Below are 16,927 nucleotides of genomic sequence, written 5' to 3' on the forward strand. Positions count from 1 at the left end.
GAATATACTAGAAAACCATATGTTATAAGGAGGGAAAACAGTGAAAAAGGTAACTTTCGCCTTAATTATAGTAAACTTAATAATGTTTATAGGACTTTTTATTTTCCCGCAAACAGTGGTATCAAGTAAAGTTGATCATACAAGCAAGGAAAGAGCTCCTTATTTAAATATAATGGCGTCCAATAAACCAACTTATCTAATGATTAAAAAATTAGTCAAGGATAGACATAGTGTAGAATTTTTGCTAAAAAGTCAAGATGAGATAAAAAACTATACCATTAATGATGACATAGTAAATAATATTTCAAGAATGAATGTATTTGTTTATTCAGGTGATGCATTTGAACCATGGACTAAAGATCTTATTAGCAATCTTGATAAGGGGAAAACTGGAATAATTGATTTATCAAGAGGTACAAAGGGCTTGAAAGATTCAGACGGCAAACAAAATCCTTATTATTGGATGGATTTTGATAACTATAAAATAGCATTATTTAATGTAAAAAGTGAATTGCAGACTGATGATTTAGATAATAGAAATTATTATGAAGATAATTATAATAATATAGTAAGTAAATTTGAAAGTGACAATTCAAAGAATGTTGAAAGTATAAGAAAAATAAATGGTACAGATTTTTATTATGCTGATAATTCTTTGGAATACTATAGCAAGTATCTAAATTCTAAATCAAATATTTTGGACAGTGAAAAAGTAAGTAAGATTATTACCGAAAAAAAAGATATAAAACCATTTATAGTTTTTTATGAAAAAGATGAGACTATAGAAAGCTATAAAAATTCATTAATAACAAAAGGTGCGATGTTTATAAAAGTAAGCACATATAATGGAGATAAAGAATTTGCTGATCTTTTAACTGAAAACATTAATAACACCTATAATAGCTTAAAAACCTTAGAGATAAGTAATTAAATACAATACTTTATTTAATGTTGTATAAATTGATAATAGCAGAATATTAATTTCTGCTATTCAATATGTAAACAATTATAATTTTAAAACTCAAAAAAACTATTGCATCTTAAAAAAAAGTATGATAATATAAGTCTTGTGTTAAATATAGGGGTATGGCTCAACGGTAGAGTAGTGGTCTCCAAAACCATTGGTTGTGGGTTCAAATCCTACTGCCCCTGCCATAGAACAACAGAAATAGATTTCTGTTGTTCTTTTTTTTATGTCTAAAATTTATAAGGAAGCTTATATAATTGAAAAACAGAGTTCGATATAATATAATTTAAGTATTAGAGATTCATTAGAATTCAGAGATGAGGGATATTATGAGAAAGTTTACGAAAATTTATAGTTTGTCATTAGTGGCATTTTTACTGTTAAACACAAGAACAACTTTTGCAAGTGATATATATGAGAATAAATCTGTAAGTATTAATAGTAGTAATAAAGTTCATGACGACGTCATATGGGACAATGAAACAAAAGGAAATGAATTCATTTTTAAGGATACAACTCAACCAATTTGCACATATAAAGGGCCAAATGGCGTGGAAATAAGAAGTTATTCATCGGCATATAATACAATAGATAAATTAATGGCAGTTTATAACGAGCTGTTAAAAAATACAATAGGACCAGAAGTAAGCTATCTATCACATATTGATTTAATTGGTGATTATCCAATGGGAGCATATACAGCAGGTGTGTGGCATGGTATGTATGAAGAAGTTGGGGGAGTAAAAAGATTAGCTAAAGATAGATATATAGAACTTTTTGGATGTGATACTGTTTCATTTCAAGAATTAGCAGGAGTACTTTCTCATGAATATGGTCATCAATTTACAAACTATTATCTATTACTAAAAGAAGGAAAACTTTTTGATGATGATAGTAATAGCTATAATAAAGTGAGAAATTTATCTTCTTATAGCAGTGTTAACTCAGGATATCATGAATGGAACCCAGCAGAGATGGCAGCAGAAGATTATAAACAGCTTTATGGAAGTACGACTGGTAAAAACATTTATGAATTTAAGGATATAAAGGATAGAACAATAGCAGGAGATCAAACTAATTATTCATGGAATAGCTTAATGTATAATATATGGCCTCAAGAAAATATTTATTTGCCTCTAGCTTCTCAAGCTAATAATTTATATAACTATTGGGTGAGTATGTCAGGAAAGAGAGCTAGTAATGAGTTCGCTCCAACTATGCCATTACTTACAGTTACTGATGTAACAACTTTCCCTTATCCTTGGGGAGGAACTAAATCTACTGTAACTTTAAGTTGGACAAGCTCTGCAGATGATAATACTGATGATTTAAATTATGCAGTTGTTTGTTATAAGGGAGATATTAATAACCCTGGTAGTAGTTTTTATTACGGTGTAGTAAAAACTTCAAAAGATTCCACAGGAAGAACTGCTACAATAGGAACCTATAAATATGGAGATACATATGGCTCAGATGGTAATTTAGATTTAAATGCGAAATATAGAGTATTAGCAATGGATAAGGACGGAAAAGTTGTTGCTTCAAAGGATATATCAATAGACCCAAATAATTTAGCAAATTTAGTTACAAAGATTCCTAATAGAATCTCCGGTATTGATAGATATAAGACTGCTGTTAATATATCTAATACTGGATGGACAAGCACAAGTGATACTGTAATTTTAGCTACTGGTGATGATTTTCCAGACGCACTAAGTGCAGCACCACTAGCAAAAAAATATAATGCACCTATATTGTTAACTGAAAATAATACACTATCTGAGAGTACAAAAAATGAAATCAATAGACTTAAACCTAAAAATATAATAATTGTAGGTGGAATTGGAGCAGTTTCATCAGGCATTGAAAATCAGCTAGTTAATTCAGGATATAATTGTAGAAGAATTAGTGGAATAGATAGATACAGTACTTCATTATCTATTGCAAAAGAAATTGGCAATGTGAATGAAGTAGTACTAGCAACTGGAGAAGATTATCCTGACGCACTATCTATTGCTTCATATGCAGCTTCAAGAGGAATACCTATAATATTAACAGGAAAGAATAGTATACCTCAGAACTCAGAAAACTATATTAAGAGTTTAAACATTTCTAAAACCTACGTAGTAGGTGCTACAGGAGTTGTATCAGATAATGCGATTAGAAATATGAAGAATATAGTAAGATTAGGTGGAACAGACAGATACGATACTAATAGATTAATAGTTAATTATATAAAACCATTAATGAACCTTAATCAAGTATATGTTGCTACTGGGTTAGATTTCCCTGATGCGCTAGCAGGATCAGTTTTAGCTTCAAGTACAAGTTCACCTATTTTATTAGCAGATAAAATTAACTCTCAAAATGCTAAAAGTATGATAAGTACAAATAGTAGTAGTGTAAAGTCAGTAAATGTTCTTGGTGGCGTTGGAGTGGTTGATAATGATATATTAAAAAATTTAATTTCAAACTAAAGAGGTATGAAGTATACAAAAAAAGATAAATTTTAGTGTTTGAGGAAAATAATTATGAGAAAAATTAGTATTATGATAATTGGAATATTAATGTTTACTATAATGAATGGCTTTAACGTAAGTGCAATGGAATCAGTAAATATGGTCAGATACGGCGGAACGGATAGATATGAAACAGCAGTGGAAGTAAGCAAAGGGGGATGGGCCCAAGCTGAAAATGTAGTATTAGCTTATAGTGAAGGTTTCGCTGATGCGCTTACTGGAGTACCCTTTGCATATATTAAAGATGCGCCTATACTTTTAACAGATAAAGACTCTACTCCACAGGTAACTTTAGATGAGATAGAAAGATTAAAAGCAAAAAACATCTATTTGCTTGGAAGTAACGGAGTAATTTCTGATAAAGTTCAGAAGGAACTAATTGATAAAGGCTACAATGTTACAAGAATAGGTGGGATTGATAGATTTGAAACATCAATGAATATTAGTACTGAGGTGCTCAAGTATAATAAAAAAGTTGCGATATTAACAACAGCATATGATTTTCCAGATGCTCTTTCAATAAGTTCATATGCTGCCATAAATAATTATCCTATTTTATATACAGAAACACAAAAATTAAATACTAGGACAAAAGAGTATATAAGAAATAATAATATTACGAAAATAATAATACCAGGTGGAACAGGTGTTGTGTCAGATGGTATAGTAAATGAATTAAAAACTTTGGGAATTAGTTCAGATAGAATTTCTGGTATTGATAGGTATAGTACATCTTTAAATGTCGCTGCAAGTTTCAAGGATAGCTTAAACCAAGGAATAATGCTTGCAACAGGAAATGATTTCCCAGATGCACTTTCTGGAGGTGTTTTAGCTGCCAAAAGGAAAGAATCAATTTTATTAGTAGAAAGAAAAAATATGAAGAGTGAAATGGCAGACTTCATTAAAGAAAGTGGAAACACAACATTACACCTACTAGGTGGCACAGGTGTTATATCAAATGCTATAAAATACAATTTGGTTCCTGCAAATTTAGAAGTGGAAAAGTTATATGCAGCTGATACTAGTAGTCAAATTATAACTATAACTGCTCCTTCAACTAGTGGATATAGAGCAAAAGCAAATTATTATGAGAAACAGGATGGCGTATGGAAGCTAGTTTACAGCGATATGCCTGCAGTTACTGGAGAAAATGGATTAATGTATAATAGAAAGCAAAATACTAATACAAGCCCAATTGGAAACTTTGGATTTGTCTTTGCATTTGGTTATAGTAATAATCCTGGAGTGAAATATAATTATAGAAATATTGATAGCGAAAGTTATTGGGTAACAGATATGAATAATGCATACTATAATCGCTGGGTTGAAGGATATCAAGGATGGGAATGGGATGGAGCAGAGCATCTTATTAACTATAAACAGCAGTATAATTATGCTATGGCAATAGATTTTAATTATTACAATCCTGTGAAAGGTGATGGAGCAGCCATATTCCTTCATGTATCGCCTAGTAGCGGTGGAGGAACTGGTGGATGTATTGGGCTAAGTGAACCTGACTTATTAAATGTTATGAAAAGATTAGATCCAAGCAAAAATCCAAGAATAATTATATGTCCAGAAGGAGATTTATTAAATTATTAATGAAGCATGTTATTTAAAATTAAAATAAAAAAATATTTTTAAGAGGGATAAATATGAAAAAAAAGTTCGTATGGATACTGTTATTAAGTTTTGGTATAGCTAATATTACAATGCCTATATCTCAAAAAGTGTATGCTGCTCAAATAAACTATGATGTGGATGGAAACAATGTACTTAATTCAAATGACTTAGAAGCATTAAAAAAATACTATAATACATACAATGCAAGTTTTGATTATAATAATGATGGTATCATAGATATATACGATATGGTAATTTTAAGTAATGTTTTAGATACTAAAATGTATTCAGTAAAGAATTCAAGTGGTTCGGTTATTTCTTATTATTCATCGGGTGATTTAGCCTCTTCAGTATTAAAAGCACAAAGTATCAATGGTTCTGTTGTTATGACGAAAAGTGGACAAGTGGTTTGGAATAACAGTGGATATTATGTATTTCAAGGAGAAAAATTCTATAATAAATACTTAAACTCATTTGATGCGGTAAATGCGGCAAATTCAATTTCAAATGGACGAGCTTATAATAAATTTGGTCAAGAACTTATAAATAACACAACTGGATTTAAAGAGAAGCTTGCTGTAACGTCCACAGATGTTTACATAAGAACTCAGCCGTCAAATGATTATAAAACCACTGCTATAGTACCTAATAATACTTTGGTTGAAATAACTTCACTTACAAGAGGTTTTTATCAGTTTAAGTGGTATAAATCAGATAATACTATAGTGACAGGATATCTTCCTAATTATTTGGATTTTATTCAAGATGATAGAAATAATTCAATGTTTGGGAACATAGCTGGAAAATATGAATCAAATGGTGATCCAGGAGCAATATCAGATAATCCCGCAGATAAAGGCGGAGTATCTTGTGGTGTATTTCAGTTTGCAGCTAACACTGGTTCTTTAGCATCATTTATCTCTTGGCTAGCAGGAACTAAACCAGCTTTTTATAGTTTGTTAAATAGTGCATATATTGCAGATGGCAATACATACGGAACTAATTTTAAAGCTGCATGGACACAGATAGCAACTAATAACTATGATGAGTTTTATGCACTTCAATTTAGTTATACTAAGAGTGTTTATTATGATGGATTTATTACTAAAGCAAAAAATAGTGGATATGATATTAGTAAGCTTTCAGCATATAACTCAACAAGAAATATGATTTTTTCTACCTCAATACAACATGGAGTAACAGGAGCTTATAATATTATAGCACCGATAGATAAAACCTTAAGCATGACAGATTTTATAACAAGTGTATATACTGCTAGATTAGCTGTGATTGCTAAGACTTACCCAGTTGGAAGTTCGATATATAATGGGGTTAAGGTTAGATATGATAATGAGAGTACTGACATAAAAAGAAATTATCAAAGAGAAATATCATACTAGGAGAAAAAGTAGATGAATAAAAACTTAAAGATAATAATAGGCATTGTAGTGATGGCTGTAATAATTTCTTCGGTAGTTTATATAACTTTTAATAAGAATAATAATAAATCAAACAAAGACAAAGGCGATATAAGTGTAGATACTAATAAATCCACTGATGGAAAAAATAATACTTCAGATAATATAAAAGAATCGGATGATAAAAAAGAATCTAATGAAACCAAGAATAAAGAAGATAAGCCACAAAATAATAATGATGCTAAGCCTGAATCTAATAAAGAATCCGATCAAGTTGACAATGACAAAAGCGCATTAATTGAAGAATCTATAACTTCATTTAATATGATTTTTAAAAACATGGTTAATAATAAAGACTTGAATATTGATTTTTTAAAGGATGTTGTAGAAAAGGATAGCAAAGCATATAGTGATGTTAAAGCATTAATAGATGGCTACAGAGAAAGTAATACAAAAGTGGAAAAAATGGAGTTTTCACTAGATAGTGTAAAGAAAGTAGAAGAAAATATATACCAGGCCACTGTAAAAACAGATGAAATAAGAAGTATTAATAATCAAAGTAAAAATGAAAAGAAGGAAATTATTTATAAAGTTAAATTGGTAGATGGAGCTAAAATAATTGAAATAAGTAATTTAAATTAGAGAATATAATGAATTTATAATAAAATAACCCCAGAATACTTTAGGTATTCTGGGGTTATTTAATAATTATGAAAGCTTAGCTTCGCTAATAAGTTCATTCATAAGCTCACTTACAGTATACATTTTATTTATTCTATAAGCATTTTCGCCACAGAATATTAAAGCATTATCTAAATCACCTTTAACAGCATTGATTAGAGCTTTAGTTATGCAGTAAGGAGTTGTTTTAGGATCGCATGGAACTAAACAGTTATAACATTTGGTTACCTTTTCGCCTTCTAAGTTAACTCTTTCAACAAAAGCATTTTTAATAGCTCTACCAGGCATTCCTACTGGACTTTTAACAATAACAATATCTTCTTTCTTGCTATTTATGTAAGCATTTTTAAAATTAATATGAGCATCACATTCTTCAGTAGCAACAAATCTTGAAGCAATTTGAACTCCGCTTGCACCTAGCTTTAGATATTTAGCGATATCATGTCCGTCAAAAACACCTCCAGCCGCAATAACTGGTATTGATTTATTGTATTTTTCTTCGTAAGTTTTAACAAGTTCTATAATATCTACAACACTTTTATCGAAATCAATATCTCCGCTTTCTAAATCATCTTTAGAAAAACCAAGATGTCCTCCAGCCTTTGGACCTTCAACGACTACCATATCAGGAGACACTCCGTGATGTTTATCCCATAGCTTTAATATTACATTTGCACCTTTTAAAGAAGAAACGATAGGAGCAAGTTTTACATTAAAACCTTTAGCTATTTTAGGAAGATTTGTTGGAAGTCCAGCACCAGATATGATTATATCAACACCTGCTTCTATAGCAGCCTTAACATGCTCTTCATAATTTTTCATGGCAACCATAAGGTTTACACCAATAATTCCACCTTTTGCTGTTTCTTTAGCAACTTTTATGTGATTTTTTAAAGCTCTTAAATTAGCTTTAAGAGAATCTATTTCAAAGTCATCCTCAGTATAACCTATTTGAGCACCAGAAATTACCCCGATACCACCACAGGATGCAACGGCACCTGCTAGTTTAGATGAGGAAACTCCTACACCCATTCCACCTTGTATAATAGGAAGCTTTGCAATTAAATTTCCTATCTTTAATGGCTTTATATCCACAAAAAACAACTCCTTTTTTAAAATTTACTTTGATAATGAAATAATTTTATAATAAAAGTATTTTGTAGCTTAATTATAGTTGATTATTTTATTTTTAACAAGTAATTTTGTTATTATAATTAATAAAAGTTGATAATAGAGCCTATACTAAGGTATTATATAGTATACACAATAATCAAAAATTAACGAGGTATAATAATGAAGAAAACATTTGATATGTTTGGATTAGATGAAAGCCTAATTGAAGCATTAACAAAATTTAAAATAGTTGAAGCAACAGAAGTGCAAGAAAGAACAATACCTATTGCATTAGAAGGAAGAAATATATTAGCTCAATCTGAGACTGGAACAGGTAAAACATTAGCTTATTTAATTCCTTTACTTCAAAGACTAGAAAAGGGAAAGAAAGAAATACAGTGTATAATATTTGCGCCAACTCATGAACTTATAATGCAAATACATAATACAATAGGGGAAATAAAAAGAGAATCTAATCTTGATATTACATCCACTCCATTGATCGGAAGTGCTAATATAACAAGACAGATAGAAAAATTAAAAGATAAACCAAACATATTAGTAGCTTCGCCAGGAAGAGCACTAGAGCTTATTAGAAAAAAGAAGATACCAGCACAAAACATTAAGGCTATAGTTCTTGATGAGGTAGATAAGTTATTGGATAAAAAGAATTTACCTATTATTAAGGATATTTTTAAATCAACTCAAAAGCAAAAACAGGTATTAATGTTTTCAGCTACCTTAAATAATGTCACATTAAGTCTTTCAGAAGAGTTAGCTGATAATATTGAGGTAATTAGAGTAAAAGAAAGAAATAGAGTAAATGAAGACATAACTCATAATTATGTACTAGTAGAGCAAAGAAAGAAAATAGATTACTTAAGAAGATTTATTCACGCTTCAAGGGCTAAAAAGATATTAGTATTTATTAATAAGGCATTTGATGCTAATGAAGCCCTTGAGAAACTTAAATTCCATAAAGTAAATGCTGCAACTATTCATGGTAATATAGATAAAGAAGAAAGAAAAAGAGCATTAGAATCTTTTAGAAACGGAAAGGTTCAAGTGTTAGTAGCATCTGACCTAGCAGCAAGAGGTCTGGATATTAAAGGAGTTACTCAAGTAATTAATGTAGATATTCCTGAAGATCCTAAAGAATACTTACATAGAGTTGGAAGAGTTGGAAGAGCAGGTGAAAAGGGAGAGGCGTACTCATTAGTAGATTTTAAAGAGCTTCCAATAATAGAAGAATATGAAAGAAGTTTGAGAATTAAGTTTAATAAAAAATATTTATACATGGGAAGAATATTACAAGCAGAAGAATAAAATGGATACAATAGATTAATAATAGTGATTTCAAAGCAGAAACAATGAGTTTCTGCTTTTTTATTTAGTAATAATAGTTTATATATAAATACGTTGAAAATAATTACATAAATAAGTATAATATTTATAGGGTAAAAAGTACCACTTAGTGGTGTTAAGAATTTTATTCTTAATGTGCAAATATTTAAAATAATAACAAAATAGCTTAGGGGGTAAAACATGAGCTTACATGAAAGTGAAGTAATATTAGATTATTCAGTAAAAGATGTATTCAGTATTTTTGCTAAAACTGCAAAAAGAGATTTCCCGGGATTTAATGAAAAAGATCCAATTGGAACAAAAGTAACTAAAGAAGTTGGAGCTTATTCCTCAAAAACTGGGAAAATGACTGTTGAGATAACAGATTATATAAAAAATGAAGTGTATGAAATTAGAAGTACCACTAGCTCTGGTTCAATGTCATACATATCAAGATACGAGTTTACAGCTTTAGATGAAAATAAAACTAAACTTGTATTAACAGAGAGTGAAGGTGCAAATGGTATTTTTTCAACAGTAAATGTATTTATGACGAAATATCTCTTTAAGAAAAGAATTAAGAGAAGGTTTGAATATTTCGTAAAATCACTTGAAAATGAATTACAAGCATTAATGGATAGAAGAAATGGTACTAATAGAAAGCCCGCAAATACAGAAGTTGATGCTGAGGAAGTAGTTGTTGATAGGGAAGAAAATAACGAAGAGTAATTTGTGGGAAGTGATATTATGAAAAAAGTTATAATAAATGCAGATGATTTTGGTATAACCAAAGGAGTCTCTTTAGGAATATTAGATTCAATGGAGCAGGGCATAGTGACAGAAACTACAGCTATGGCAAATGGCTTATATATTGAAGAGGCGTTAAAAGAAGCTGAAAAAAGAGGAATAAACAATATAGGAATTCATTTAACATTAAGCTGGGGAAAACCTATATTGCCTAAAGAGGAAGTCAGTTCTATCGTTGATGAAACTGGGAATTTTTATAGAAGAATTGAAAATGTAAAGAAACCAAATTTTGTTGAGGTTGAAAAGGAGCTTAGAGCTCAGATAAGTAAATTACTTTTATTGGGATTAAAACCAACTCATTTAGATGCTCATCATCATTTTTTTGTTATAAATAAGGAACTTACGGATATAGTTATAAAGCTAGCAAAAGAGATGAATATACCTCTTAGATGTGTATATTCAAAAGATTATGAGTATTATATTGAAAAAGGTGTTAAAACAACAAATAATACCTCGATAGATTTTTATGGGGACAAGACAACAAAAGAATTTTTAATTAAATTATTCGAGGATGCTGATGAGGATGAAACCTTAGAGATAATGTGCCATCCAGCTTATGTAGATGAAGACTTAATTAAGGCAACTTCCTATAATACAAACAGAGCTAAAGAGTTTGAAGTATTAACTTCCAGTTCAATGATAGAGTATATAAAAAATAATGATATAAAACTTATTGGATTCAATGAGATATAGGATTTAACATACAAGTTTCCTAGAGTTTCCTAGAATAGCCCAATTTATTTATTGAAACAATAAACCTATAAATAATTATAGGAGGTATTGTTGTGTCACATAAGAATAATAAAAATTCTAAGGATAATAAAAAATCAAGACAGAAAACTCGAAAAGAAGTAAAAAAGATGCAAGAGGAAACTGCAAATGAAATAGGATTTTCAAAACAATCTAGAAAGCTCGGAAAAAATAAATCGAGAATAGAAGAAGGTATAGAAAATAGAACACCTAGAACTCCAATAAGAGAAAAATAATTTTTGAAGGTAATTTTTAAAACTATATATTAAAGAAGCGGAAACTAGTAGTTTCCGCTTTTTATATTGCAAAAAAAAATTTTTGCATTAAATATTCAAAAAATTCTTTAAATACCCCAAAAAAATAAATATCTTCTTCGTATTTATTAACATAAGGTAGATAAGGAGGAAGTTATGAAGAAGGTATTATTGATAGTTGTAATTTTTTCTAGTCTTGTTTTAGCTGGTTGTGGAAATAAGAACAATGTAACCTCCAGTGAGACAGATGGTAATAATAAAGCATCGGTTACAAATTCTACAAGCACTAGCACAAAAGATAATATTAAAACAGTTAAGCCAGGTACTGTTAAGGAATTGACACCAACTCAAAAGGCTGAGGTAAATAATAAATTAGATTCAGCAATTAGTAACATAAAAGATTCTTTAAATTCACTTGATGATGTTAAAGATATAAATTTAGATTCAGTAAATTAATTTTAGGGGGTACTTATTATGAATAAAACAAAATTAGCTGCATTAGTTATTTCAGGAGTAATGTTAACTTCAACTGCTGTATATGCTAAAGGAAAACCAGAAAACCCAGGAGCGAATAAAGCAAACGTTGTAAGTCAAGACAAAAACCAATCATCAGATGCTAAACAAAATAATGGTTCAGCTCAAAAAGAAGCTAATCAAGCAAAAAAAGATGAAAAGAAACAACAGATTAGTGAATTCAAAACAGCAATGAAAGCTAAGCATGAAACAATGAAGCAAATAAGACAACAAACAATTCAAGTTAGACAACAAATTGAAGCAAAAACTGAAGAATTAAATTCAATATTAGAAGATATAAAAGCTGGAAATAAAACACTTCCAGAAGATATGTTAAATGATTTGCTAGCGAAAGCAGCTGTTCTAAATACTTCAAGTGGTGAAGTAAAGGCTACAACAGGTGTTAGCACTGTTGAGGCTGATACACAGGATAAAGTTGAGAAAAAAGATTTTTCAAATGCATTAGCATCAATGGATAAAGTTATAGCAAAACTTCAAGCAAGATTAGATGCACTAAATAAGTTAAATTCTAATTTAGATGATGCTTTAGCAATAGCAAGGCAAGCAGCGGCTCCAGCAAAAGAGGATCCAAGTACATCAACTGGTCAAACAAGTCCAACAGACACAACAACACCATCAGACACAACAACAGACACTTCTAATACTACAAACACAAGTAAGTAATTGAATATCTATAAATTAAACAATAAGGTATACAGAGTTTTCTAGTTTATTCTGTATATCTTTTTTTATTTAATATTATTTGAGTAATTGATAAAATCATTTCAATGGTACTTTTATTATAGTTTTTTTAAGAAAAGTATAGTAAAATTAAAAATGAACTATATTATTCGTAAAAAGTTTAAAAAAATTTAATTTTTCAAATAAAATGTTATTTACAATAAATTCATATTCTTTTCATATCACTATAATATTATTTTAATATTATAGGAAATTTTGTATATGATTGGAATGTTGGGAATGAAATATATGATGATTTGGAAATATTGTATATTTATAAATGAGTTCAAAAGTAGTTTTATGTCGATAAATAGAATAATAGGTCTAGATTTTTTGATTGATGGAAAAATGCTACTATGATATTATATATGAAGTTAAAGGCATGTAAAAAAGTTTTTATAATTTGACAATAGAATGTTTCGAATTCAATTTAAAATAAACATTAAAAGATGGATGTTTCTATTATATAAAAAGGTGAGGATATGACATGAAGATATTAGTTACTGGTTCAAAAGGGCAATTGGGAAAACAAATTATAAATATATTAAAGAACAAAAGGTCAGAAATTGGAGCAATCTCTACAGAATATGATAATTTAGAAATTATTCAAGTGGATGTAGAGGAGTTGGATATTACTGACTTTATTTCTGTAAAAGAATATTTTGGTAAAGTTATGCCAGATGTAGTTATTAACTGTGCTGCATATACAAATGTTGATGCATGTGAAAGCAAAGAGGATTTAGCATTTAAAATAAATGCACTTGGGCCTAGAAATCTTGCAATAGCTTCAAATAAATTCGGAGCTAAGCTGGTTCATGTATCTACAGATTATGTTTTTAATGGAGAAGGTACAAGCCCTTTTAAGGAATATGATATGCCAAATCCAGTAAGTGTTTATGGAAAAACAAAACTTGCAGGAGAAAACTTTGTAAGAGAGTTTGCAGATAAGTATTTTATTGTAAGAACTGCATGGTTGTATGGATATGAAGGAAATAACTTTGTTTATACAATTATGAAAGTGGGAAAAGAAAAGGGTAAGCTTACTGTTGTTAATGACCAAAGAGGAAATCCAACTAATGCAGAGGATTTAGCACATCATTTACTTAAGATTGCAGTAACAGAGGAATACGGAACTTACCATTGTACTGGTACAGGAGAATGTTCATGGTATGATTTTGCAAGTAAAATTATAGAGTTCTCGGAAATAGAATGTGTTGTACAACCAGTTACATCAGAGGAATATGTAAGAGCTGCAAAAAGACCTAGTTTTTCATCACTAGATAATATGATGCTAAGAGTTACAGTTGGAGACGAAATGAGAAAATGGGAAGATGCTTTAAAAGTTTTTATAAGTAAAATAAACAAGTAGATTCTGTTGACTATGTTATTCTTATGTGAATTAGGTTAAGCTATGAAATTTAATTGGCAATTGTGTTAAAATCTCTTTAATTAGGTATAGAAGAGTTAGATATTGTTTGGGAGGTACATGATGGAGAATGTTAATAGTGAAATACTAGATAATGAAGAAACAGAAGTAGGAAGAACTGATTTAAACCTTAAATTAAGAATATATGAATTTGTTAAAAGAATTTTCGATTTTGTTAGTTCAATAATTGGACTAATTGTATTTTCACCAATTTTCTTGATACTCATTATAATAGTTAAAATGGATTCAAAAGGTCCTGTATTTTTTGGACATAAAAGAATTGGATATAAGGGAAAAACGATAAGTGTTTATAAGTTTAGGAGTATGGTGCAAAATGCAGATGAAGTTTTTAAAAATTTTACGCCAGAACAAAAGGAAGAATTTCAGAAAAACTTTAAGTTAGATGATGACCCTAGAATAACTAAGGTTGGTGATTTTTTAAGAAAGACAAGCCTAGATGAACTTCCACAGCTTATAAATATTATAAAAGGGGACATGAGTGTAATTGGACCTAGACCAATAGTTCAGAAGGAAGTAGAAAAGTATGGTAAATATGCTGAAAAACTATTTTCAGTAAAGCCAGGTTTAACAGGATATTGGCAGGCTAATGGGAGAAGTGATACTACCTATGAGGAAAGAGTTCAAATGGATATGTATTACATCGATAATAGATCAACTTGGTTAGATATAAAAATTTTATTTAAAACAGTTATTTCTGTCATAAAAAAAGAAGGGGCAGTTTAGAAATGGCAAGATATAAGATAGATTTAATATGTCCGTTGTATAAAGCAGAGAAATATATTGAAGATTTACATAAGAGTCTGCTAATGCAGTCGGGAAGTTTTGATTTAAATATTAAATATGTATTAACTAAAGTAGAAAAGGACAATACAGAGAATATATTAAAGAGAATAAATGCCCATTACAAAGCTATTAAGCCGGAAGAATTTTCGCATAGTTTAACAAGAGAAAAAGAAGCTTTTGAATCTAATGGGGATGTCATTGTGTTTATTACTCAGGATATTATAATCAGGGATAGTAGTTGGCTTGAGAAACTTACATCTCCAATTATCAGAAAAGAATGTGAGGCAAGTTTTTCCAGACAAATATGTGAAAATAAATCTATAGAGAGATATACAAGAATTAATAATTATCCAGAAGATAGCAGAATAGTCTCAAAGGATGATATAGAAAGATTAGGAATAATGACATTTTTCTTTTCAGATGCGGCATCTGCAGTTGATAATAAAATTTTTAAAGAGTTAAACGGTTATGACGCTAAAAACTTATTAACAAATGAAGATATGTATTTTGCACATAAATTAATAAATAGTGGTTATAGAATTAAATATTGTGCTGATGCGCAAGTAATTCATTCTCATGACTACAAGTTTAGTGAATTGTTTAAAAGATATTTTGATCAAGGCGTATTTCTGAAACAAAATAGCTATCTTGCAAAATATAGAGCAAATGAAAGTGCTTTTAAGTTGTTAAGATTGGTACTTGTTAAATCATTAGTGGAGGGGAATTTAAAAGCCTTTTTTAACGTAATCCCAAATTTTGCTGCTAGGTTTTTAGGAAATAGTTATGGAAAGAAATATGATAAATTGTCAAGGAACAAAATAAAAAAATATTCATCCAATAAATATTATTGGGAAAATAACTAATAAATATTATTTGCTTACATATGGAGAGGTGTTTAATATGTTGTGTGGACTAATTATGGCAGGAGGAAAAGGAACTAGATTTTGGCCATTATCAACTGAAGAGAAACCTAAACAATTTTTAACTCTTTTGAGTGATAAGAGTATGCTACAAATGACTGTGGATAGAATAAAAAATTTGATTCCATTAGAAAGAATTTTTGTATGTACAGGAGAAAATTATGTTGGACTAGTAAAAGAACAATTACCAGAATTGCCAGATAGAAATATAATTATTGAACCAGAGGGTAGAAATACAGCACCATGTATTGCATTATCTGCAATGATAATAAATAGATATTATAAAAATTCAACAATGATAGTACTGCCGTCTGATCATTTAGTAAGAGATGAAGGGGCATTTCTAAATTGTGTAAGTTTGGGATATGAATTTGTTCAAGATTATACGAATGCAATAGTTACTTTAGGCATAAGGCCAACTAGACCTGAAACTGGATATGGATATATAAAAATTCAAGATGACAATAAAATTGAAAATAAAAATATTTATAAAGCTAATAGGTTTGTTGAAAAGCCCAATATTGAAAAAGCATTAGAGTATTTAAAGCAAGGTTCTTATTTTTGGAATGGTGGAATGTTTATTTGGAAGATTAATACAATACTTAATCTAACAGAAAAGCATTTAATGAGTACATTCAGTGCTTTAAAAGAAATTTTAAACTGTCCAGAAAATGAGATACAGTCAATTGTAGATGCTAATTATAGATTAACTGAAAATACTTCAGTAGACTTTGGAATAATGGAAAAAGCAGAAGATATTTATGTTATTACTAGTGATTTTGGTTGGGATGATGTAGGAAACTGGACTAGTATAGAAAGATACTCAAGTAAAGACGAAAATGGAAATGTATTTAATGCAGATGGTGTTTCTTTTAAATCTAATAATAATATTGTTTTAACGAATAAAAAAATATTGTTAAACAACGTAAATGATTTAATTGTTGTCGAGACAGATGATTACATAATGATTTCTTCAAAGCATTCTGAGCAAGAAATTAAAAAAGCTAAGGAACTTTTGTAGGAAAAATTTTAACAACTTAATTTAAA

Annotated in this window: 16 protein-coding genes and 1 tRNA gene; 16 read left to right on the top strand and 1 reads right to left on the bottom strand. The window is 29.4% G+C overall.

Features of this window, described 5'->3' with window-relative positions:
- Positions 1-40: 40 nt before the first annotated feature.
- The 6 genes from PTZ02_RS00545 (at position 41) to PTZ02_RS00570 (ending at position 7,169) form a co-directional block, all read left to right on the top strand.
- Positions 41-931 carry a metal ABC transporter substrate-binding protein gene (locus PTZ02_RS00545; protein WP_274225883.1) on the top strand — a complete coding sequence of 297 codons (891 nt, stop codon included), beginning with the start codon at positions 41-43 and terminating at the stop codon, positions 929-931.
- 149 nt (positions 932-1,080) lie between these two features.
- Positions 1,081-1,155: transfer RNA gene (locus PTZ02_RS00550), tRNA-Trp, on the top strand.
- Positions 1,156-1,296: 141 nt separating this feature from the next.
- The gene (locus tag PTZ02_RS00555) at positions 1,297-3,444 is read left to right on the top strand and encodes a cell wall-binding repeat-containing protein (RefSeq protein ID WP_274225884.1); all 2,148 of its coding nucleotides are present in this window, start codon (positions 1,297-1,299) and stop codon (positions 3,442-3,444) included.
- Between the two features lie 54 nt (positions 3,445-3,498).
- On the top strand, positions 3,499-5,088 hold the full coding sequence (locus tag PTZ02_RS00560) for a cell wall-binding repeat-containing protein (RefSeq protein WP_274225885.1): 1,590 nt from the start codon (positions 3,499-3,501) through the stop codon (positions 5,086-5,088).
- Positions 5,089-5,141: 53 nt separating this feature from the next.
- Positions 5,142-6,509, top strand: coding sequence for a hypothetical protein (locus tag PTZ02_RS00565; protein WP_274225886.1), 1,368 nt, complete (start codon positions 5,142-5,144; stop codon positions 6,507-6,509).
- Between the two features lie 12 nt (positions 6,510-6,521).
- Positions 6,522-7,169, top strand: coding sequence for a hypothetical protein (locus PTZ02_RS00570; protein WP_274225887.1), 648 nt, complete (start codon positions 6,522-6,524; stop codon positions 7,167-7,169).
- 66 nt (positions 7,170-7,235) lie between these two features.
- On the opposite strand, the gene PTZ02_RS00575 is transcribed toward PTZ02_RS00570, so the two are convergent.
- Entirely contained in the window at positions 7,236-8,303 is a 1,068-nt protein-coding gene (locus tag PTZ02_RS00575) for an NAD(P)H-dependent flavin oxidoreductase (RefSeq protein WP_274225888.1), read from the bottom strand.
- A 198-nt stretch (positions 8,304-8,501) separates the two neighbouring features.
- Here PTZ02_RS00575 and PTZ02_RS00580 point away from each other — a divergent pair, with 198 nt between their 5' ends.
- From PTZ02_RS00580 to PTZ02_RS00625, 10 genes are all read left to right on the top strand, one after another.
- Positions 8,502-9,647 carry a DEAD/DEAH box helicase gene (locus PTZ02_RS00580; RefSeq protein WP_274225889.1) on the top strand — a complete coding sequence of 382 codons (1,146 nt, stop codon included), beginning with the start codon at positions 8,502-8,504 and terminating at the stop codon, positions 9,645-9,647.
- A 219-nt stretch (positions 9,648-9,866) separates the two neighbouring features.
- Positions 9,867-10,394 (top strand): DUF3284 domain-containing protein, encoded by a 528-nt coding sequence (locus PTZ02_RS00585; RefSeq protein ID WP_274225890.1) that lies wholly within the window; start codon positions 9,867-9,869, stop codon positions 10,392-10,394.
- Between the two features lie 18 nt (positions 10,395-10,412).
- A complete protein-coding gene (locus PTZ02_RS00590; RefSeq protein ID WP_274225891.1) occupies positions 10,413-11,165 on the top strand; it encodes a carbohydrate deacetylase in 753 nt (250 codons plus the stop codon).
- A 92-nt stretch (positions 11,166-11,257) separates the two neighbouring features.
- A complete protein-coding gene (locus PTZ02_RS00595) occupies positions 11,258-11,458 on the top strand; it encodes a small, acid-soluble spore protein, alpha/beta type (protein WP_274225892.1) in 201 nt (66 codons plus the stop codon).
- Between the two features lie 174 nt (positions 11,459-11,632).
- On the top strand, positions 11,633-11,932 hold the full coding sequence (locus tag PTZ02_RS00600) for a hypothetical protein (RefSeq protein WP_274225893.1): 300 nt from the start codon (positions 11,633-11,635) through the stop codon (positions 11,930-11,932).
- A gap of 18 nt (positions 11,933-11,950) precedes the next feature.
- The gene (locus tag PTZ02_RS00605) at positions 11,951-12,673 is read left to right on the top strand and encodes a hypothetical protein (protein ID WP_274225894.1); all 723 of its coding nucleotides are present in this window, start codon (positions 11,951-11,953) and stop codon (positions 12,671-12,673) included.
- 544 nt (positions 12,674-13,217) lie between these two features.
- Complete coding sequence (gene rfbD / locus PTZ02_RS00610; protein ID WP_274225895.1) at positions 13,218-14,099, top strand: dTDP-4-dehydrorhamnose reductase; 882 nt, start codon at positions 13,218-13,220, stop codon at positions 14,097-14,099.
- Positions 14,100-14,219: 120 nt separating this feature from the next.
- Positions 14,220-14,900 carry a sugar transferase gene (locus PTZ02_RS00615; RefSeq protein WP_274225896.1) on the top strand — a complete coding sequence of 227 codons (681 nt, stop codon included), beginning with the start codon at positions 14,220-14,222 and terminating at the stop codon, positions 14,898-14,900.
- Between the two features lie 2 nt (positions 14,901-14,902).
- On the top strand, positions 14,903-15,823 hold the full coding sequence (locus PTZ02_RS00620) for a glycosyltransferase (RefSeq protein WP_274225897.1): 921 nt from the start codon (positions 14,903-14,905) through the stop codon (positions 15,821-15,823).
- A gap of 37 nt (positions 15,824-15,860) precedes the next feature.
- Positions 15,861-16,901, top strand: coding sequence for a mannose-1-phosphate guanylyltransferase (locus PTZ02_RS00625; protein ID WP_274225898.1), 1,041 nt, complete (start codon positions 15,861-15,863; stop codon positions 16,899-16,901).
- Positions 16,902-16,927 lie beyond the last annotated feature (26 nt).

Origin of the sequence: Clostridium sp. 'White wine YQ', from assembly GCF_028728205.1 — a bacterium.
Lineage (GTDB): Bacteria > Bacillota > Clostridia > Clostridiales > Clostridiaceae > Clostridium_T.